The following is an 18,717-nucleotide window of genomic DNA, read 5'->3' on the forward strand; positions in this document are numbered from 1 at the left end:
GGTAGATTCGCGCAATCGGGCAATAAAGATAAAAACGTTCACTCCTGCGTTGTTCAGGGTTTTTCGGGAAAAGTAGAATAAATGGCTGAGTTAACTCGTTGTATTTCCGGGCTGAAAGGGCGCGCGCTGTTTTCAGCGCTCTTTTTAGGGTCGGCTTTCACTCCTTTGACACATGCGGCAGACAAGCCGGAACAAAGCAAAGACGGCGATACCATTACCGTGCTGGCGGGCGCCTCTTCCGCCGATAAACAGGCGACTTCCGGCTACCAGCCGCTCAGCTCGTCCACCGCCACGCTGACGTCCATGCCGCTGCTGGATATTCCGCAGGTAGTCAACACCGTGAGTGATAAAGTGCTGGAAGATCAACACGCCACCAGCCTTGACGAAGCACTGTACAACGTCAGCAATGTGGTACAAACCAACACGCTCGGCGGCACGCAGGATGCGTTTGTGCGCCGGGGATTTGGTGCCAACCGCGATGGTTCAATCATGACCAACGGCCTGCGCACCGTGGTGCCGCGCAGTTTTAATGCCGACGTATCTCGCGTTGAAGTGCTGAAAGGCCCGGCGTCCACGCTGTACGGCATTCTCGATCCCGGCGGGCTTATCAATGTGGTCACGAAACGCCCGGAAACCCAATTCGGCGGCTCAGTTTCCGCCACTTCTTCAAGTTTTGGCGGCGGAACCGGCCAGTTTGATGTTACCGGGCCGATTGAGGGCACGCGGCTGGCGTATCGCCTGATTGGCGAGTATCAAAATGAAGATTACTGGCGCAATTTTGGTAAAGAGAAAAGCACCTTTATTTCGCCCTCGCTGACGTGGTTTGGCGATAACGCCACCGTCAACGTGCTCTACTCGCACCGCGATTACCAGACACCGTTCGATCGCGGTACGATCTTCGATCTCACCACCAAACAGGCGGTGAACGTCGACAGAAAAACCCGTTTCGATGAGCCGTTTAACATCACCGACGGTGAATCCGACATCGCACAGTTGAACGCCGAGTACCGCTTTAACAGCGAATGGACCGGGAAAGTGGAGTACGGCTTCAGCCAGGATAAATACAGCGATAATCAGTCACGCGTGATGGCTTACGATGCCGCCACCGGTAATCTGACGCGCCGAGTAGATGCCACGCAAGGATCCACGCAGCGTATGCACACCACGCGGGCTGACCTGCAGGGTAATGTGAATATTGGCGGTTTTTATAATGAGATCCTCACCGGCGTTTCGTATGAATATTACGATCTGCTGCGTACCGACATGATCCGCTGTAAAAACGTCAAAGATTTCAATATTTATAACCCAGGCTATGGCAATGCCCGCAAGTGTACGTCCGTTTCCGCGTCCGACAGCGATCAAACTATCAAGCAGGAGAGCTACTCGGTTTATGCACAGGATGCGTTATACCTGACCGACAAATGGATCGCCGTCGCCGGGATGCGCTACCAGTATTACACCCAGTACGCCGGGAAAGGCCGTCCGTTTAACGTCAATACCGACAGCAGCGACGAAAAATGGACACCGAAATTTGGCCTGGTCTACAAACTCACGCCATCGGTTTCGCTGTTCGGTAACGTAGCGAAAGCCTTTATGCCGCAGTCGTCCATCGCCAGCTATATCGGTGACTTACCGCCAGAAACCTCCACCTCTTACGAAGTGGGTGCAAAATTCGATCTGTTCGACGGCGTTACCGCCAATATTACGGCGTTTGATATCCATAAACGCAACGTGCTGTACAACGAGATCATCGCCGGTGATACCGTGGCGAAAACCGCCGGTCGCGTGCGCTCGCAAGGTGTGGAAATGGATCTCGCCGGTGCATTGACGCCGAACATGAATGTCATTGCAAGCTACAGCTACACGGCGGCGAAAGTGCTGGAAGATCCCGATTACGCCGGTAAACCATTGCCGAACGTGCCGCGCCACACCGGTTCACTGTTCCTGACCTATGACATTCATAATGTCTTTGCCGGAAATACACTGACTCTCGGCGGCGGCGGTCATGGCGTTAGCCGCCGCTCTGCTACCAACGGCGCGGATTACTATCTGCCGGGCTACGCGGTTGCCGATGCGTTTGCCGCATACAAAATGAAACTGCAATACCCGGTAACGTTGCAGGTCAACCTGAAAAATATCTTCGACAAGACGTACTACACCTCGTCAATAGCCACCAACAACCTGGGCAACCAGATTGGCAATCCACGCGAAGTGCAGTTCACCGTCAAAATGGATTTCTGATCTCCTCCCGTGAACCGGTGAGAAAGGTGCCCCGCAGGATGCGGGGCTTTTTTGCCCATAACACTCACCTTCCCGCCAGCGCCTCACAGTGAACACCTGTTCACTAAACAGTCATTTGCGCGCCATCCTATTGCAGCATTTTTTTCACAGACTCTCTGGCTTTCGAACCCCGTAAATTCGTTTTCAGAAACTTATGAGAAAATACTGGCTTCCCTGGCTGATCCTGTCGCCGTCACTGCTGTTTCTGGCGCTGTTTACCTACTTTCCGCTATTTCGCTCGGTGTACGACAGCCTGTTCGATACCCGCATGGCAACGCAGGATGCGCCGTATGTCGGGCTGGGAAATTTCGCCCGCCTGCTGGATGACAGTGTGTTCTGGCAATCGCTGTTCAATAACCTGATTTATCTGCTGCTGACGGTGATCCCGGGCGTCGCGCTGGCGCTGCTACTGGCGGTGGCCTTGTGGGAAAACCACCGCATCAACCGCTGGCTGCGCACCGCCTTCTTCTTCCCGATGATTATCCCGATGGTCAGCGCCGCCGCGCTGTGGCTGTTTATCTTTATGCCCGGCCTCGGCATGCTCGATCATTACCTGGCGCAACTGTTTGGCCCGATGAACAACAACTGGCTGGGGCGCAGCAACAGCGCGCTGTTTGCGCTGGCGCTGATTGGCGTCTGGAAGTTTGCCGGTTATTACATGCTGTTCTTTCTGGCCGGGTTACAGGGCATTCCCGCGTCCACGCGTGAAGCGGCAGTTATGGAAGGGGCAACCTCAACGCAGGTGTTCTTCAGGGTGACGATACCGCTGCTGCGCCCGACTATCAGCTTTGTTGTTACCACCGCACTCATCTATTCGATTACTCAGATCGATCACGTCGCGGTGATGACGCGCGGCGGGCCGGACAACGCCACCACCGTGCTGCTCTATTACATCCAAAACCTCGCCTGGGATACCCACGATCTGGGCAAAGCCTCCGCCGCCACGTTTTTGACGCTGGTCGGGCTGTTCATCTTCTCGCTGGTTAACCTGAAACTGCTGGAAAGAGGAGCGCATTATGAGCGTTGAAATCACGCCTGCCATCAATCGCAGCACGACCGTAGCGCGCCCGTTGTGGCTGCGCCTGCGCTACTCCCGTCCGGTAACGCTTGCGGTGTTGATGGTGTGCCTGGCGCTGCTGTGGGTGAGCCCCTTTATCTGGATGCTTTCGTCTGCTTTCAGCGCCACCACCTTTGGTGAAGGAATGGCGTCGATTCTGCCGCGCTTTCCGCTCACGCTGGATAACTTCCGCGACGCGTGGAACAGCGCCAACTGGCTGAGCCTCTACGCCAACACGCTGATTTTCGCCTTCGGCACCTTCTTCGTGCAGCTATTCACCATCACCACCGCCGGTTACGTCTTTGCCTGCCACGAATTTCGCGGCAAGAAAACACTGTTCATTCTGTTTCTGGTGCAACTGATGATCATGCCGGTGGTGATGATGATCCCCAACATGCTGACACTCAAAACCTTCGGCCTGCTCAACACCCTGACCGGCGTGATGATGCCCTATTTCACCTCGGCGTTTGGCGTGTTCCTGATGCGCCAGGCGTTTCTCGCTATCCCGAAAGAGATCGAAGAAGCGGCGCTGATGGAGGGCTGCCGCTGGTGGCAGGTGCTGTTCCGCGTGATGTTGCCGATGTCGTGGCCGTCAGTGCTGGCCTTCGCCACCGTCAGCATTACCTACCACTGGAACGAGTATTTATGGCCGCTGATGATGCTCAACGACCCGGACAAACAGGTGCTGACGGTCGGCCTGGTGTCATTCGCCATGGGCGCGGAGTCCGGCGGCCAGTGGGGGATGATCAGCGCCGGGACGCTGATGGTCTGCCTGCCGCTGATGGTCGCGTTTATCGCTTTTCAAAAGCAGTTTCTCCGGAGCTTTGGCTTTTCCGGGATTAAATAAGGAGTTGAGTGATGTTTTTAGCGCAAATTTCAGATACCCACTTCCGCAGCCAGAACGAGAAGCTGTACGGCTTTATTGATATCAACGCCGGAAATGCCGATGTGGTATGCCAGCTTAACGCGCTGCGCGAACGCCCGGATGCGGTCGTGGTCAGCGGCGATATTGTTAACTGCGGCCGTCCGGAAGAGTACCGCGTGGCGCGCCAGATCCTCGGTAGCCTCGACTACCCGCTGTTTGTTATTCCTGGCAACCACGATGACAAAGCCCACTTTCTCGAATATCTGCATCCGCTGTGCCCGCATCTGGGCAACGATCCGCAAAACATGCGCTATGCGATTGATGATTTCGCCACCCGCTTGCTGTTCATTGATTCCAGCCTCGCCGGGGAATCGAAAGGCTGGCTGACCAATGAAACATTGAACTGGCTGGAAGCGCAGCTTAGCCAAAGTCAGGACAAATCCACCGCTATCTTTATGCACCACCCGCCTCTGCCGCTCGGTAACGCGCAGATGGATCGTATCGCCTGCGAAAATGGCCATCAATTACTGAAATTAGTGGAGCGCTTCCCGGCACTGACGCGCATTTTCTGCGGCCACAACCACAGCCTGACCATGACTCAGTATCGCCAGGCGACGATTGCCACCATCCCGGCGACGGTGCACCAGGTGCCGTACTGCCACGAAGACACGCGCCCGTATTACGACATGTCGCCGCCGTCATGCCTGATGCACCGCCAGATTGGCGAGCAGTGGGTCAGCTACCTGCATCCGCTGTCGCATTACGCTGGCCCGTGGTTATACAACGAAAGCAACAGCTGCCCGGTGGATGAGCTTTAACCCCATGTTAAGACTGCAAAACATCAGTAAACAGTTCGATGGCAAAGCGGCGCTCAGCGCGCTGACGCTGGATATCCACGACGGTGAATTCGTGGTGCTGGTTGGCCCTTCCGGCTGTGGGAAAAGTACGTTGCTGCGGCTGATTGCCGGGCTGGAGAGCGTCAGCGACGGTGCGATCCTGCTCGACAGCGATGACATTACTACGCGTTCACCGCGCGAGCGCAACTTCGCGATGATCTTCCAGAACTATGCGCTGTTTCCGCACCTTTCCGTGCGCGACAACATCACCTTCGGCATGAAAGTGCGCAAGGAAGAGAAAGCGAGCTGGCAACCGCGCCTCGATCGCGTGGCGCAGATGCTGCAGCTCGACACGCTGCTGGACAGAAAACCGGCCAAACTCTCCGGCGGCCAGCGCCAGCGCGTGGCGATGGCACGCGCAATTGTGCGTAACCCGAAGCTGTTTTTAATGGACGAGCCGCTCTCCAACCTTGATGCGCGCCTGCGCACCGAGGTGCGCGACAGCATAATGGCGATGCACCAGCAGCTCAAAACCAGCACCATTTATGTCACGCACGATCAGACCGAAGCCATGTCGATGGCCGATCGCATTGTGGTAATGAATGGCGGCCACGTGCAGCAAGTAGGTCGCCCGGAGCACCTGTATGCGCACCCGGCAAACCTGTTTGTCGCCGGGTTTATCGGCTCACCGGCGATGAATCTGCTCTCGCTGCCGTGCGCCAGTGGCAACGTGCTGCTGGACGAGCAACATCTGCCGTTACCGCCTCACGCGCGCGATGCCGCCGATGTGTGGCTGGGCATTCGCCCGGAACACATTACCGATACGCCGGAAGCGGGCCAGTTGGTGCTGCCCGCCACGGTGATTCAGCGGGAACTGATGGGAGCCGATTATCAGCTCCACGTCAGCACGCCAATTGGCACCCTGCGCTATATCCGCCGTCACAGAGGTGATGTGCCCAATAAAGGGGACACACTCCGCGTCGGTTTTTCACCCCTTGATAGCCATCTTTTTGATGCGCAAACCTTGCTTAACTTACACCAGGAGAAAGACCATGCCTAAGCCTCTGCCAAAGACGCTGCGAGTGCTTACTTACGCCATTACCCTTGCCATTAGCGGCACTGCTATCGCGCAGGAGAAGATTGATTTCATGTTTCCGGCCCCGGTGGACGGCAAACTGACGATGGAGATGACGCGCATCATCAAGGCGTTTAACGATTCGCAAAAAGACGTGGAAGTACGCGGGATTTTCACCGGCAATTACGACACCACCAAAATGAAAGCCGAATCCGCGCAGAAAGCGGGCCAGCCCCCTGCGCTGGTGATCATGTCCGCCAACTTCACCACCGATCTGGCGCTGAAAGATGAAATTCTGCCGATGGACGAACTGTTCAAATACGGCGACAAAAAAGCGGGTGATTTCCTGCAAAATGCGTTCTGGCCAGCCATGCACAAAAACGCGCAGGTAATGGGCGTGACCTACGCCATCCCGTTCCACAACTCGACGCCGATTCTGTACTACAACAAAACGATGTTTGACCAGGCGGGCATCAAACAGCCGCCGCAGAACTGGAAGGAGCTGTTGGACGACGCGAAGAAACTCACCGACCAGAGCAAAGGTCAGTGGGGCATTATGCTGCCCTCCACCAACGACGATTACGGCGGCTGGATTTTCTCCTCGCTGGTGCGCGCCAACGGCGGTAACTACTTCAACGAAAACTATCCCGGCGAAGTCTATTACAACGCACCGACCACCATTGGCGCGCTGCGTTTCTGGCAGGATCTGATCTACAAAGACAAAGTTATGCCCTCTGGCGTACTGAACTCCAAGCAGATCAGCGCTGCGTTTTTCTCCGGCAAGCTGGGAATGGCAATGCTGAGCACTGGTGCGCTGGGCTTTATGCGTGAGAACACCAAAGATTTCGAGCTGGGTGTGGCGATGATGCCCGCGCAGGAGCAGCGCGCGGTGCCGATTGGCGGCGCCAGCCTGGTGAGCTTTAAGGGCATTAATGACGCGCAGAAAAAAGCGGCTTATCAGTTCCTGACCTACCTCGTCAGCCCGGAAGTCAACGGGGCCTGGAGCCGCTTTACCGGCTACTTCTCACCACTGAAAGCCTCTTACGACACCGCCGAGATGAAGGAGTATCTGAAGCAGGATCCGCGTGCGGCGATTGCGCTGGAGCAGTTGCAATATGCCCATCCGTGGTACTCCACTTACGAGACGGTCGCGGTGCGTAAAGCGATGGAAAACCAGCTCGCCGCCGTGGTGAACGACGAGAAAGTCACCCCGGAAGCCGCCGCCGAAGCCGCGCAGAAAGAAGCTGATACCTTGATGAAGCCATACGTCGAGAAAACGGCACTGCAAGCCGTGAAATAAGCCATTCCCCCCCGCAAGGACGCGGGGTAGTTCTCCTTTTTCCTCGATGATTTTCTCTGTCTTTCCCGTATCATTTGAACACCAGCCAAAAGGTTCACGCGTTTGCGGTATCGGTTTGTCGCCAACACGCGTCACGTGAAAAATGTTGTTCATTTTGCTTCACCGGTAAGGGCGTTATCCAGCCATGATTGATGAGAAAGCAGCTATTGAATCCGCGAAAGCGTACGCGTTAAAAAATTTCATCAACTCCTGGGACTATGATGTGCACCTTGCGGCTCTTGTAGAGCTCGACGGTGTTCAGTATTGGGAAATCAAAACCAACCTGGCTTCACCGCCTGGCACGCCATTCTATGAGCAAATCTTGTCCTCGCCGATTCGGTATTACGTCAATCCACACACCGGGGAGTGCGTCGGGTATAAAACCCATCGGGATAAACAGATTAGCCAGCGCAAGAGGTGATAAGTATTGAGCAAGCCCCAGTAAGAAGCATTTATTCGCACAATATATTTTGCAAGGTTTCCGGTTTCCTCTCGGTAATGGCTACCAAATAACCTATACCGCACTGCGCCACGAAACCGCAGGTATTTTACCTGGTCCGGTCACTGTAGGTGGGGCGATGTATAACGTTTACTATGGTGTTCAACAATGATTGATGAGAAACAAGCAATAGAAGCCGCCAAAGCCTACGCACTTAAAAAATTCAAAAATTGCTGGGACTATAACTTTCATTTAGCAGAACTTGTGGAAATAGAGGGGGCGCAATATTGGCAAATTAGCACCAACCATGCTCCTTCTCCGGATGCTCCATTCCATGAATTATTTCTCCCGACGCCGATTCAGTACTATGTCGATCCTGAAACTGGCAAGTGCGTGGGTTTTAAAAATCATCGCAGTAAGTGTATTCAAAACCCGGGGGGCTAATGCCCCCAGTAAGCATTTACTCACACGCCAGCCCGTGTGAATACTAAAACGGCTGGCGTTTCCGCCTTACTCTTCCCGCGCCAGAATTTTGCCTAAATATGCCGCTAACTGGTGACGCTGCAGATAGCTGGTGACGTCGCGTTCCCAGCCTTTGCCATCGCCGAGTACCGCGCGGCTGTGTGTCGGGGCATAAAGATAACGGGTGTCATACAGGTTCAGCAGCGACTGGTTCATTGCATCAATATTGGCACCGGTTTTTTTGCACTTCTCCTGCTGGATAGCCAGTGCGCGCAGCACCCGCTCCCGCGTCTCTTCATCGGGCGTATAACGCTGTTCGCTGAGTTCACTGAGCACCAGAAACTGCGGCTGAATGCCTTCTGCCAGCGCCGCCTGCAAACGATCGTGCCCGTCGAGAATGACAAACGACGCCAGCCCGGCGATAAACCACACCAGAATCGGTGGCAGCTCGCCTTCGCGGCATTTCTTGCGCCACCACTTTACGCGCCCGCTGTCTGGCTCCACCGGGTAACGCGCCAGCAGCAGATGACCGTTCCACCACCAGTCGACAAACGTCACCTTTTCCGGGTTTTGCAGATCGGGGAAATCCTCACTCCACAGCGACCAGTTGACGCTGATTTGCGCGCTGCTGGCAGGCGTATGAAACCGCCACTGCGCAAACGGTAGCGGCTTATTCAGCACATACGGTGCTGTCGGTTTGACTTGTTCCATTGGGCGCAGCAACCAGCGGCGCGGTGCCAGCAGCGGTGTGGGTGCCTCCATCAACTGGCGGGCAAAATAACGACACCAGTGGCTTATCCAGTTCGCTTCGCCTGCGCGTTTGGCACTTTCCACATCGGCAGAAGAGATGGCAGGCAATAGCAGTTGCTGAGCCGGATGATCGGCATTAAACACCAGCCAGACACCGGAGTGATCGTTGAGCATGGTGGCCCAGAACAGCGTCTTGCCGTTGACCTGTAACGCCATGCGCCCGTTGTGCCCGCTTTGCATCTCCATTGCCTGACCGTCGCCTTCACGCACCATCAGTTCCAGCCCCTGCCAGCTCTCATTGCGATCGCGAAGATCCTTCCACCAGTAATCTGTCATGCCATTCTCCCTGCCAAGTGAACGAAAAGTGTAAAACACAATGCCGTCCACCATAACCCTAAAAATAATCTGCCTTTATGTGCAGTTGAACAGTTTCCCGCCACCCGTTTCTGTATATTTATCGCTCAACTCACTGACAAGGAGCACACCATGTCTCACACCGAATCTCACTGCCACTCCTGCGGAATGCCGCTATCCGCACCGGAAGCCCGTGGTCCCAGCGATAAATATTGTGTCTGGTGTACCGACAGCGAAGGCCAGCTGAAATCCTGGGAAGAGGCCGTTTCCGGCCTTGCGCAGTACCTGGATTCCTGGCAGCACGTCGGCAACGAAGAAGCACGTAAACGCGCCGTTCGTTACCTGACGTCAATGCCCGCCTGGGCTGACAGGGCCTGATAACTCCCCCTTACTTTGCCGGGTCTGTTGCCCCGGCAAATGCCGCCGGATAAGGATCGACCGGTTTCAGGTCGGCCTGGGGTTTGCGCAGCGCCGCCTCCCAACCGCCGGTTTCGTCGTTGAGATTGATCTCGCGGCTGAACTGATCAAAGTCGCAGGCATCGAGCTTCGCTTCAAAGTTACGTTTGTGCTGGATAAATGCAGCGAGCTGATCCTGATCCAGCGACTGCGCGAGATAAGGGTAGTGAATGCGCAGTTCGGTGGTGCCGTGCTCTTTTAGCAGATGGTTGACGCGGCCAAACAGCCGATCGACGCGCCCTACGCGCTGCTCGTTGTCGCCGGGTGTCCAGGCAATCCCGTAATGATGTACCTGGTTGCACTGCAAATGCAGGTTCACTCCTTCCTGAAACACGGACGTTGCCACCAGCACGTTGGGATAAAAGGGGCTGTTGAACCCGAGGATCAAGCGTTGCCGGTTATCGGTTTGACCGCTGGCGTACCACGCCGGGCTTGAGAGGCTGGTCAGTTCCCGCCACGGTGTCTTCCAGTCGGCCAGCGGGTGATCGGTGATTTTTTCACACATCGCCTCGAAGGTTTCAATGCCATTGATGAAATAGCGCAGCAGTAACGATCCCGGCAGTTTATCGGCAATGCTGGCGGTAAAATCACGGTAACGCTTTTGCACATCCGACGTGGTGCTCTGGCGACTAAAGCGGATAAACCAGCAGTAGAGTTCAATCATTACCGGGCTGGCGAAGATGTAGCCCGTTTTCAGGTAGTTGGCGAGGTTTTCCACGATCGCCGGATTGCTTGCCTGCCAGTGGCGAAGCTGCTGCTGGCAATGCGCGGGCAGCAGCGGAAACATCATCCCCCAGGCCGTTTGCAGCGGTTGCTCATAACGGTTTTCTTGCACCTTTTCGCTACGCGCAAGAGGCTGCTCGGTGGGCCACGTTTGCAGGCGAACATCGCGCGCCGCATCGCCAAAGTTATCGCGCTGGCGATCGGTAAGCCGGTAATAGGTGGCATATTGCGCACAGCAATAATCCGCCGCAGGCTCCAGAAACAGCGAGAACAGGCTTTCGGCCCGGCGAAAACGCTGGCTCACGTTAGTGCAATCGGTTCGTTTCTCACCGTTTTTTTTCACGACAAACAGATCGGCGATTTTCGATGAGAGCTTCAGCTCATTTTGCTTGCGCTCGTTGAGTTCCTCGTCGTCGTCACTACTTTCCGCTTCGTCATCAATGAACTCTGACGCCTCCTGCAGCACGTGCGCCGCCTGCGTTAAGCGATTGAAATATTTACGTGACCATCCGCTTTTGCGCCATGCTTTTAGCGTCTCATCCGGCGATTCAACGCCCCAGGCAGCGATTATCTCCTGCGCCATCAGCTCGTCATATTCGGCATTAACGCGCTGGGTGATTTCACGCACCGAGGGGATGCGGCGCACAAACACCAGGTGTTTATCGCGATACAGCGGGCGTGGTGCAGTAAACAACTGTTCAGGCACGCACTGTTTAACCAGCGCGCCATATTTCGGGTGATCCGGAAAGCGGTGGTAGATATCCTGAAACGCTTGCGTCAGCTCTGCCAGCAAGCGTGAATCCGGTGCCTGGTGAAAGGCGTCTTTCGCCATATCGTCCGAATTCTCTTCACCACTTTCGCTGTCCTCTTTTGCCACAATGCCCGTCGACTCAAACCCTTCGAGATAGCCATACTGGAACTGGCGGCGCTCACCTTTTGCGCCCAGCGTCTTTACCAGTTCGCGCTGGTAGAGGGCGAAAAAGAGCTCCGCATCCGGGTTGTCGGTAAAATCCGCCGCCGTCGCCTGTTCATGGCGATAGTTATATTTGTTGTTGGTTACGCCCTTTCCCTGCATTTGTCGCAGGCGGCGAATGGCAAAGGTTTTTAACAGTGTTTTGGCGTCGCCGTCGGGGCTAATCGCGTCCGGATCGACGAAGTAGCGCAAAATATCGGCGACATTACGCGATGAAGAGTGATTCGGCGTCGCGGTGAGTAACAATGTTCGCTGCCCTAAGCGGTTATCGTCCTCGCCAAAAAAGCGCTTCGCCGCCGCCGCGCGCTGGGATTTGCCATCGCGGTTACGAAAGTAGTGCGCCTCATCAATGATGATGAGATCAAATCCCTGTTCGCCCAGCGTGGCTTTAATCTGCGCATGGATTATCCCGGCCTGGCGCGCGGCGCGCTCCTGCACGTTCTGCTCTTTTTTCTCCCACTCCGGCACCAGCCCGCTGAGCGAGTGAATGGTGGTCAGGTAAAAATTGCCCCGCGATTCGCGGATATCCTGCTCCAGCTCGGGCAACCTTGTGAAAATACGCGCCTCGTGCACCGGCTCCCTTTGCGCATTACAAATTTTCGAATTTTTAGCGCGATAGTGATGCAGCAAAAAGGTTTTATATTCCCGTTTCCAGTGCAGGCAAATGTCTTTATTGGGCGCGAGGATGAGGATTTTCGCATCGGGCTTTTTATGCCAGAGCTGGAGCATCACACCAATCGCCTGAAAGGTTTTGCCCATCCCCACTTCATCGGCCAGCAACGCCAGCCGACGTTTCGCCAGAATGTTCCACAGCCCGGCGACACCTTCAGCCTGACGCGCGGCCATTGAAGACTCCTGCGCATCGTATTGCCAGTTGTCCTGCGAGGCATCAAAACTCATCTTTTCCGCCACCGCCTGCGGCGTGATGGCTTTCCAGTTATCAGGCTTCATATCCACACCTTTGCTTTATTGCGTCGAGGTACTGCTGGCGCTGTTTTCCTTTCACCGGTAATGGCGGAATGTCGATGACAAGCTTCGGCCACGCGTGGGCGGCGAGGCTCTTTTTGCGGTAGCGCTTTTTCGCCAGCTGACAGAGGCTTTGCACCTCGTTGGCCATAAACCAGCCAAACAGCGTTCCTGGTTGCGCGGCGAGGTGTTCGCGGACTTTCTCCACCAGCTCGAGCAAACAGCCAGGACAGGTAAACAGCCAGTAGTGCAGCGAGGCATCATCGTTCAGGGCTTCGAGTTGTTCGCGGCGTTTTTCCAGCGCGTAGAAAAGGCGGAAATAGCTGGTGGCGCTGGTCTGCACCTGCGGCTTTTCCTCCGGCGGCGCATCCTCTGCCGAATCACCATCGCGCAGTGTTTCACGCAGGTGCACCGCGTCGTTGTCCTGCGGGTCGACATCACTGATATAGCTGTTCAGAAGATCGTGCAGCGAGTCAAAACCGGTCACCCGGCGAAACGCCTGCCCCACTTCATGAATAATGCCCTGCCAGTCCGCCTCGCCGGGGCGGATGACGGTATAAAAGTGCTGGGTTAACACCTCATCCGGCTGATCGGCAACCAGATCGCGCAACGCAACCAGTGACTTACCGCGCCAGCGTAGGGGAACCCCTTGTGAAAGACCGGGTAAGCGCAGAGAGTATTGCTCGCTGGGTTTGCCGTCGAACCACTCTCCACTGACACGATAGCGGGCAGAGCGCCAGTCAAATTGCACCTGTAAATCAAAGGGTAACTGTTCGAAATCCGGTAACCTTTCTTCCTCAAGCAACACCGCGCTGGCAAACCCGACGTCTTTATTCAGAGGTTCACCGACAATGGTGGTTTTTGGCGCAACGCTGTGCACAATGCCCGCTTCAATATTCCAGTGACTGCTTTGCTTGCCCACAGTCAGACTGCTACAACCCGGCGCGGTGAAATTCCAGGAACCGATCGCCAGTCGGGCCGACGTTTTTCCTGTCGCCAGCCAGATTTTGGCGTGAGTGAGTTCTGAGCGCTCGTCACGCGCGATCGGGTTTTCGCAAAGAAGTAGCCGATTCGACGCTCGTAATGCCTCAACGTTTTCGCCGCCGGGCGTGCGCAGATATAGGCCTTGAAGTAAATCCGGCACCAGATCGACTTTTAACGCCAGGTTGCCCAACGCCTGTGACAAAGAAGTGATAAAGCCCCCCAGATCGGCGGCCAGATAGGGCGACCAGACGGAGAGCTTTTTGACACTATCGCCATTTGCCAACGCTTTTAGCAACGAGGGACCGGAGAGGGAATGAATAAAATCCCAGTCAGGATCGTCATGGGAAAATTTCCGCCGCACCGGGAACGCGTCGTCGACAACAATATTCGGGTCTACCAGCGTAAAAAAGGACTTAATCTGCTGGTACTGCTTGTTGGTACTGACACGGCGAAAATCGACCGCTTCCTGATTGCGCCCCCAACCGCTGAGTGTCAGGTTCGCGCTGCCCGCCCCGAGAATAATATCGCCGTGGATATCCTCGATATAGAGCACTTTGGGGTGAAAGAGGCTGTTGCGGGCATCCAGATGCGGCGCAATCTGTCGCACGGACACTGGCAGCACCGCGATGGAGGTGCGCTTATGCTGCTCCTGGGTTATCAGACGCTTATCGCAATAGATGCGAAAATCGATCTTTTTGCGGGTGAGATCGAATTGCAGACGTTCAAACTCGCTGCGGTTTTTCGGCGGCTCTTCCAGGCCCAGTACCGCAGGCAGCAGGTGCGTTTCAATAAAACTGATATTGATATTAAAGCTGGTCAGCCAAACCCGTTTGATCTCGCCAAGTGTCGCCAGTTGCGCTTTCAGTTCGTTGATTAATTTCACTTTTCTTCTCCACGCAACCCTTTCAGCATATAGCGGAACTGCGGGATGTAATACCCATTCACCCAGTCATCATTCTTGCGATCCTCATGCATCGGACGCGCAGGAACCTGCAACGTTAGCGTTTCGCCAGTAAGCGTTATCCATGGTAGCTGGCCGCGGCTTTGCATCACATACTCATGATATTTGAGTAATTCAATGGTTTGCGCAGCAACAGAAGGTGCCTGCGCAACATGCAACAAACGTTCAAGGCGGGTATGCGCCGTGCCGGAAAGTGCGGGCAGCAGCGTCTTATCGTTTATCACCTGTTCAGCTCGTTTCGGTAACGTATGATCATCCAGCCCACGCTGTGCCCAGAACTGGCGAATATCCTCAAATGTCTGTTTTTTACGCTGGCAAATCCCGGCAAATAACAGATCAATCGCCGCCAGATAAGGTTCAACATGCACGATATGGCGCAACAACCGGCGATCGGCTTCGTTATGGCTAAGACGCAGCGCCCGGTGATAAATATCTGCCGCAGGTTGCTTTTCCGACGCCTGTTCAAGGGCGTGATACAGCGCACCGCTAGCGCCTTCGCGTAAGCGGGTCATCTCAAACCAGAAATCCCTGGCGTAGTTACCCACATATTCCGACGAGCGAAAAGCCTGGACATACGCCTGAGTAAGTTTTTTATCAATATCGGCAAAGTGAAGCGTCAGATCCCGTTTGAGGCGCACGCCAAGCTGCATTTGCAATGCATCGCATAACAGGCGAAAAAGCGTTTTTAGCTGCGGTGTTTGCAAAATAAATTGCCCGGCCTGTTCCCATGCGGATATGCCTTCTGCCAACTGATAATGATATTTTTGATCGAAGAAGTGCATATTCATCATCGGCGTTTTATAACGCCCGTTGGTGCCGAGAAATAATTGCTGGGTCAGCAGTTGGCTATCCGATCCGTGGCCGAAAATAACCGGGGGATTATTAAAATCTGCGAATAGTTTGCGGGCTTTAACGATGCCCAGCACGCCGGTGGTGACAACACCCTTTTTGCTCTGGCTATCGCACATCGATAAGGTGTAAATATTCTCTAAGAAAAACAAACAGGCGTGCGTCAGTTTTACATCGTTTTTGCCGCCATAGATTTTTTGTAATGCGTCGCCGAGCTGCGTTTTATCGTCGCCGAGAACGCTGCGAATAACATAATGGTGAAGCAGATTGAGTGTGTAGTGACGAACATCATTGGCGACTGAACTAATACGGTTGCGAAAAATCTGCTGCCCGAAAGAGGACCAGACAATCAATTGACCAAGTGGATCAATATTCAATTCACCGCTGAGTGATTCGTCATATTCCGTAATAAAACGCTGAAGATTCATTAAAATTTTATTTAAGGAAAAACAGGCAGTTATTATCCTCTTTTTACCTGCTCCATGACATCCTCATCTTTGGTACTTTACAGGCAGGCGGGCGATCTACAGCTTCTTACGCCGATCTTCCTACAAATTTAATCTTTTAAAAATCAATCAGTAAAACGTTGTCGCGTATTAATTTTATAAATTTAGCTTGCAATCAAATAGCGCACTATTTAAATTGCACTCCACAGCCGGACACAACGGCACTTAACACAACCAACTAAATAGCACGCGATACAATCGCAAGGGAGATAAGATGTCACGTTCATTACTGATTGCCATGAGTTTAGTTGCCTCCAGCGTTTCTACCGCCTGGGCCGCCGATGCGCCAACACCGACCGCGGGGGTGGCGAAATTTCTTTCCGCGCTGAACAGCAGCGGCGGTAAACCGATTGAACAACTTTCCCCGCACGATGCCCGCCAGGTGCTGATTGGCGCTCAGCAGGGCGCGAAACTGCCGCCAGCCGATGTCTCGGAGAAAACCATCACCGTTAACGGCCAACCGCTTAAACTGACCATCGTTAAACCACAAGGCGCAACCGGAACCTTGCCGGTGTTTATGTTCTTCCACGGCGGTGGCTGGGTACTGGGCGACTATCCAACTCATGAACGTTTAGTTCGCGATCTGGTGACTGAATCCGGCGCGGCGGCAGTGTTTGTTAACTACACACCATCACCGGAAGCGCACTTCCCGGTAGCGATTAATCAGGCGTATGAAGCGACCCGCTGGGTTGCCGAGCATGGCAAAGAGATTGGCGTTGATGGTTCACGCCTGGCGCTGGCTGGTAACAGCGTGGGCGGCAATATGGTCGCTGCCGTTGCTTTGCAGGCCAAAGAACATCACACACCAGCGATTCGTTACCAGGTGATGTTCTGGCCGGTTACCGACGCGCGCTTTGAAACCGGCTCCTATAACCAGTTTTCCAGCGGCTATTTCCTTAGCAAAAACATGATGAAATGGTTCTGGGATAACTACACCACCAAAGAGAGCGACCGCCGCAACATCCTCGCTTCCCCGCTGGAAGCCAGCAGCGCGCAGTTGAAAGGCCTGCCGCCGACGCTGATTCAGACCGCCGAACTGGACGTGCTGCGTGATGAAGGTGAAGCATTTGGTCGTAAACTGGATGCTGCAGGCGTGCCGGTGACGGTCACCCGCTATAACGGCATGATCCACGACTACGGCTTGCTGAACGCACTCAGCGAAGAACCCACCGTGCGCACCGCCTTATCACAGGCCGCATACGAACTGCGCACCCACCTGCAATAAGCCCCACGAACCCACCTTACGCGGTGGGTTCTTTTATTTTGGCCGGGTTCGCCTCGTCATACGCCGCCTGCGCGGCCAGCACCGCATCCATATTGTGCTCCACCCAGTGCGCCAGCACGGAGACGGTTTCCGTCAGCGTGCGGCCCAGTGGCGTCAGGCTGTACTCCACCGACACCGGCACGGTGTAAAACACCTGGCGGGCGATAATGCCATCGCGCTCAAGTTTGCGCAGCGTCTGGGTTAGCACCTTTTGGGTGATCATGCGGATATCCCGCTTCAGGCCGTTAAAACGCATCGGGCCATTTTCCAGCCGCGCCAGCACCAGTAGCGCCCATTTATCCGCCAGGCGTGCCAGCATATCGCGCGTCGGGCAGCGGTTATCGTAGATATCGTAAGGAATGGACGGCTTAATCATAACGACAAACTCTCGTAGTAGGTTTCCTTGAGGAAACGTAGTGCCCCTGGAGTGCCTTCTTCCGCAACCGGAACCGGATGTGTATAACTCAAAGCTTAAGTTTCTATTTGATACTAAGGTGCCAGAAATGGCAAAAGTTCTCCTGCGCAATAGTGAGGAATAAAAGGATGATTACCCGGCTAAACAATGCGTTTCTCAGTCTCACCACGCACCCGGAATTTGGCAAGCTGCTGTTGCGTCTGACATTTGGTGTGTTGATGCTGTTCCACGGCGTGGCCAAAGTGCAACATGGCATCGGCTGGATTTCCGACATGCTGGTGGCGCAGGGCTTGCCGGGTTTTATTGCTTACGGCGTATTCATTGGCGAAATCATTACGCCAGTGCTGATTATTATTGGTCTGTTTACTCGCCAGGCGGCGTTTATTTACGCCTTCAATATTCTGGTCGCCACATTACTGGTCGGCATGGGGAAATTCTTTACCCTGACCAATGTTGGCGCATGGGGTCTGGAAAGCGAGGCGCTCTATTTCCTGGGTGGTTTAAGCATTATGTTTTTGGGCGCGGGCAAATACACGCTGTTTGCCGGGAAAGAAAAATGATGGTGGTCGTGCAAACTGGTTTGTACGACATCTCTCTTCGATAGGGGAAAATTATGTCTACGGTTGTGATCTATTATTCCGGCTACGGCCACACCAAAGCAGTGGCGGAGAAAGTGGCAGAAGGCGCCAACGCACAGCTTATTGTTATTGATAATAACGGCGATATTCAGGAGAGCGACTGGCAATTGCTGAATGACGCAAAAGCGATCATTTTCGGCGCGCCAACCTATATGGGCGGCGTACCGTGGCAGTTTAAAAAATTCGCCGACGCCAGTTCAAAAGCATGGTTCACCCGCGCCTGGCAGGATAAAGTTTTCGCCGGTTTTAGCAACAGCGCCAGCCTGAACGGCGACAAACAAGTGTCTTTGCAATACCTGCAAACGCTGGCCTCACAACATGGCGGCATCTGGGTAAGCCTGGGCTTGCTGCCCGCGAATACGCTGGCCGCAACACGCCAGGACATCAACAACCTCGGCGGCTCCGTTGGCTTGCTGGTGCAGTCTCCCTCTGATGCCGGCGCAGACCAAATCGCCTCCGGCGATCTGGATACCGCAGTGAAATTCGGTCAACGCGTCGCGGATATCGCTCGCCGGTTTAACTGAG

The 18,717-nt window shown here is 54.6% G+C and carries 17 protein-coding genes; 12 read left to right on the top strand and 5 right to left on the bottom strand.

Features of this window, described 5'->3' with window-relative positions:
- The first annotated feature begins 81 nt into the window (after positions 1 to 81).
- The 8 genes from RT644_RS19070 (at position 82) to RT644_RS19105 (ending at position 8,335) form a co-directional block, all read left to right on the top strand.
- A complete protein-coding gene (locus tag RT644_RS19070) occupies positions 82 to 2,241 on the top strand; it encodes a TonB-dependent siderophore receptor (RefSeq protein WP_313627644.1) in 2,160 nt (719 codons plus the stop codon).
- A gap of 193 nt (positions 2,242 to 2,434) precedes the next feature.
- Positions 2,435 to 3,307, top strand: coding sequence for a sugar ABC transporter permease (locus RT644_RS19075; RefSeq protein WP_313627645.1), 873 nt, complete (start codon positions 2,435 to 2,437; stop codon positions 3,305 to 3,307).
- Entirely contained in the window at positions 3,297 to 4,184 is an 888-nt protein-coding gene (locus RT644_RS19080) for a carbohydrate ABC transporter permease (RefSeq protein WP_020456390.1), read from the top strand. Before RT644_RS19075 ends, RT644_RS19080 begins: the two co-directional genes overlap by 11 nt.
- An 11-nt stretch (positions 4,185 to 4,195) precedes the next feature.
- On the top strand, positions 4,196 to 5,020 hold the full coding sequence (locus RT644_RS19085; RefSeq protein WP_313627646.1) for a phosphodiesterase: 825 nt from the start codon (positions 4,196 to 4,198) through the stop codon (positions 5,018 to 5,020).
- Between the two features lie 4 nt (positions 5,021 to 5,024).
- Complete coding sequence (locus tag RT644_RS19090) at positions 5,025 to 6,098, top strand: ABC transporter ATP-binding protein (protein ID WP_313627647.1); 1,074 nt, start codon at positions 5,025 to 5,027, stop codon at positions 6,096 to 6,098.
- Entirely contained in the window at positions 6,091 to 7,413 is a 1,323-nt protein-coding gene (locus RT644_RS19095; RefSeq protein ID WP_045510207.1) for an ABC transporter substrate-binding protein, read from the top strand. The genes RT644_RS19090 and RT644_RS19095 overlap by 8 nt, the downstream gene beginning before the upstream one ends.
- A gap of 184 nt (positions 7,414 to 7,597) precedes the next feature.
- Entirely contained in the window at positions 7,598 to 7,873 is a 276-nt protein-coding gene (locus tag RT644_RS19100) for a hypothetical protein (protein WP_313627649.1), read from the top strand.
- A gap of 186 nt (positions 7,874 to 8,059) precedes the next feature.
- Complete coding sequence (locus tag RT644_RS19105) at positions 8,060 to 8,335, top strand: hypothetical protein (RefSeq protein ID WP_313627651.1); 276 nt, start codon at positions 8,060 to 8,062, stop codon at positions 8,333 to 8,335.
- Between the two features lie 66 nt (positions 8,336 to 8,401).
- On the opposite strand, the gene RT644_RS19110 is transcribed toward RT644_RS19105, so the two are convergent.
- On the bottom strand, positions 8,402 to 9,439 hold the full coding sequence (locus RT644_RS19110; protein WP_313627653.1) for a hypothetical protein: 1,038 nt from the start codon (positions 9,437 to 9,439) through the stop codon (positions 8,402 to 8,404).
- 150 nt (positions 9,440 to 9,589) lie between these two features.
- Between RT644_RS19110 and RT644_RS19115 the strand changes: the two genes are divergently transcribed.
- Positions 9,590 to 9,835, top strand: coding sequence for a zinc ribbon domain-containing protein (locus RT644_RS19115; RefSeq protein ID WP_020456384.1), 246 nt, complete (start codon positions 9,590 to 9,592; stop codon positions 9,833 to 9,835).
- 10 nt (positions 9,836 to 9,845) lie between these two features.
- On the opposite strand, the gene RT644_RS19120 is transcribed toward RT644_RS19115, so the two are convergent.
- Genes RT644_RS19120 through RT644_RS19130 form a run of 3 tightly spaced genes read right to left on the bottom strand, consistent with a single transcriptional unit; the run spans position 9,846 to position 15,797 of the window.
- Entirely contained in the window at positions 9,846 to 12,560 is a 2,715-nt protein-coding gene (locus tag RT644_RS19120; RefSeq protein WP_313627655.1) for a DEAD/DEAH box helicase, read from the bottom strand.
- Positions 12,550 to 14,442, bottom strand: a complete 1,893-nt coding sequence (locus tag RT644_RS19125; RefSeq protein WP_313627657.1) for a hypothetical protein — start codon at positions 14,440 to 14,442, stop codon at positions 12,550 to 12,552. The genes RT644_RS19120 and RT644_RS19125 overlap by 11 nt, the downstream gene beginning before the upstream one ends.
- Positions 14,439 to 15,797 (bottom strand): hypothetical protein, encoded by a 1,359-nt coding sequence (locus RT644_RS19130; RefSeq protein WP_313627659.1) that lies wholly within the window; start codon positions 15,795 to 15,797, stop codon positions 14,439 to 14,441. The genes RT644_RS19125 and RT644_RS19130 overlap by 4 nt, the downstream gene beginning before the upstream one ends.
- 292 nt (positions 15,798 to 16,089) lie before the next feature.
- On the opposite strand from RT644_RS19130, the gene RT644_RS19135 reads away from it, so the two are divergent.
- A complete protein-coding gene (locus tag RT644_RS19135; protein ID WP_313627661.1) occupies positions 16,090 to 17,100 on the top strand; it encodes an alpha/beta hydrolase in 1,011 nt (336 codons plus the stop codon).
- Between the two features lie 16 nt (positions 17,101 to 17,116).
- Here the strand turns inward: RT644_RS19135 and RT644_RS19140 are convergent, their stop codons facing one another.
- On the bottom strand, positions 17,117 to 17,515 hold the full coding sequence (locus tag RT644_RS19140; RefSeq protein WP_020456379.1) for a winged helix-turn-helix transcriptional regulator: 399 nt from the start codon (positions 17,513 to 17,515) through the stop codon (positions 17,117 to 17,119).
- Between the two features lie 167 nt (positions 17,516 to 17,682).
- Here RT644_RS19140 and RT644_RS19145 point away from each other — a divergent pair, with 167 nt between their 5' ends.
- Together RT644_RS19145 and RT644_RS19150 are read left to right on the top strand one after the other, a co-directional pair.
- On the top strand, positions 17,683 to 18,114 hold the full coding sequence (locus tag RT644_RS19145; RefSeq protein ID WP_313627663.1) for a DoxX family protein: 432 nt from the start codon (positions 17,683 to 17,685) through the stop codon (positions 18,112 to 18,114).
- Between the two features lie 53 nt (positions 18,115 to 18,167).
- Positions 18,168 to 18,716 carry a flavodoxin family protein gene (locus RT644_RS19150; RefSeq protein WP_017457750.1) on the top strand — a complete coding sequence of 183 codons (549 nt, stop codon included), beginning with the start codon at positions 18,168 to 18,170 and terminating at the stop codon, positions 18,714 to 18,716.
- Position 18,717 lies beyond the last annotated feature (1 nt).

The organism is Kosakonia sp. (genome assembly GCF_032104925.1).
Lineage (GTDB): Bacteria > Pseudomonadota > Gammaproteobacteria > Enterobacterales > Enterobacteriaceae > Kosakonia.

What these genes read in the sequence shown, in the direction of transcription:
- RT644_RS19070 (WP_313627644.1), top strand. Translation starts at nt 82, where the DNA reads ATGGCTGAGTTAACTCGTTGTATTTCCGGGCTGAAAGGGCGCGCGCTG.
- RT644_RS19075 (WP_313627645.1), top strand. Translation starts at nt 2,435, where the DNA reads ATGAGAAAATACTGGCTTCCCTGGCTGATCCTGTCGCCGTCACTGCTG.
- RT644_RS19080 (WP_020456390.1), top strand. Translation starts at nt 3,297, where the DNA reads ATGAGCGTTGAAATCACGCCTGCCATCAATCGCAGCACGACCGTAGCG.
- RT644_RS19085 (WP_313627646.1), top strand. Translation starts at nt 4,196, where the DNA reads ATGTTTTTAGCGCAAATTTCAGATACCCACTTCCGCAGCCAGAACGAG.
- RT644_RS19090 (WP_313627647.1), top strand. Translation starts at nt 5,025, where the DNA reads ATGTTAAGACTGCAAAACATCAGTAAACAGTTCGATGGCAAAGCGGCG.
- RT644_RS19095 (WP_045510207.1), top strand. Translation starts at nt 6,091, where the DNA reads ATGCCTAAGCCTCTGCCAAAGACGCTGCGAGTGCTTACTTACGCCATT.
- RT644_RS19100 (WP_313627649.1), top strand. Translation starts at nt 7,598, where the DNA reads ATGATTGATGAGAAAGCAGCTATTGAATCCGCGAAAGCGTACGCGTTA.
- RT644_RS19105 (WP_313627651.1), top strand. Translation starts at nt 8,060, where the DNA reads ATGATTGATGAGAAACAAGCAATAGAAGCCGCCAAAGCCTACGCACTT.
- RT644_RS19110 (WP_313627653.1), bottom strand. Translation starts at nt 9,439, where the DNA reads ATGACAGATTACTGGTGGAAGGATCTTCGCGATCGCAATGAGAGCTGG.
- RT644_RS19115 (WP_020456384.1), top strand. Translation starts at nt 9,590, where the DNA reads ATGTCTCACACCGAATCTCACTGCCACTCCTGCGGAATGCCGCTATCC.
- RT644_RS19120 (WP_313627655.1), bottom strand. Translation starts at nt 12,560, where the DNA reads ATGAAGCCTGATAACTGGAAAGCCATCACGCCGCAGGCGGTGGCGGAA.
- RT644_RS19130 (WP_313627659.1), bottom strand. Translation starts at nt 15,797, where the DNA reads ATGAATCTTCAGCGTTTTATTACGGAATATGACGAATCACTCAGCGGT.
- RT644_RS19135 (WP_313627661.1), top strand. Translation starts at nt 16,090, where the DNA reads ATGTCACGTTCATTACTGATTGCCATGAGTTTAGTTGCCTCCAGCGTT.
- RT644_RS19140 (WP_020456379.1), bottom strand. Translation starts at nt 17,515, where the DNA reads ATGATTAAGCCGTCCATTCCTTACGATATCTACGATAACCGCTGCCCG.
- RT644_RS19145 (WP_313627663.1), top strand. Translation starts at nt 17,683, where the DNA reads ATGATTACCCGGCTAAACAATGCGTTTCTCAGTCTCACCACGCACCCG.
- RT644_RS19150 (WP_017457750.1), top strand. Translation starts at nt 18,168, where the DNA reads ATGTCTACGGTTGTGATCTATTATTCCGGCTACGGCCACACCAAAGCA.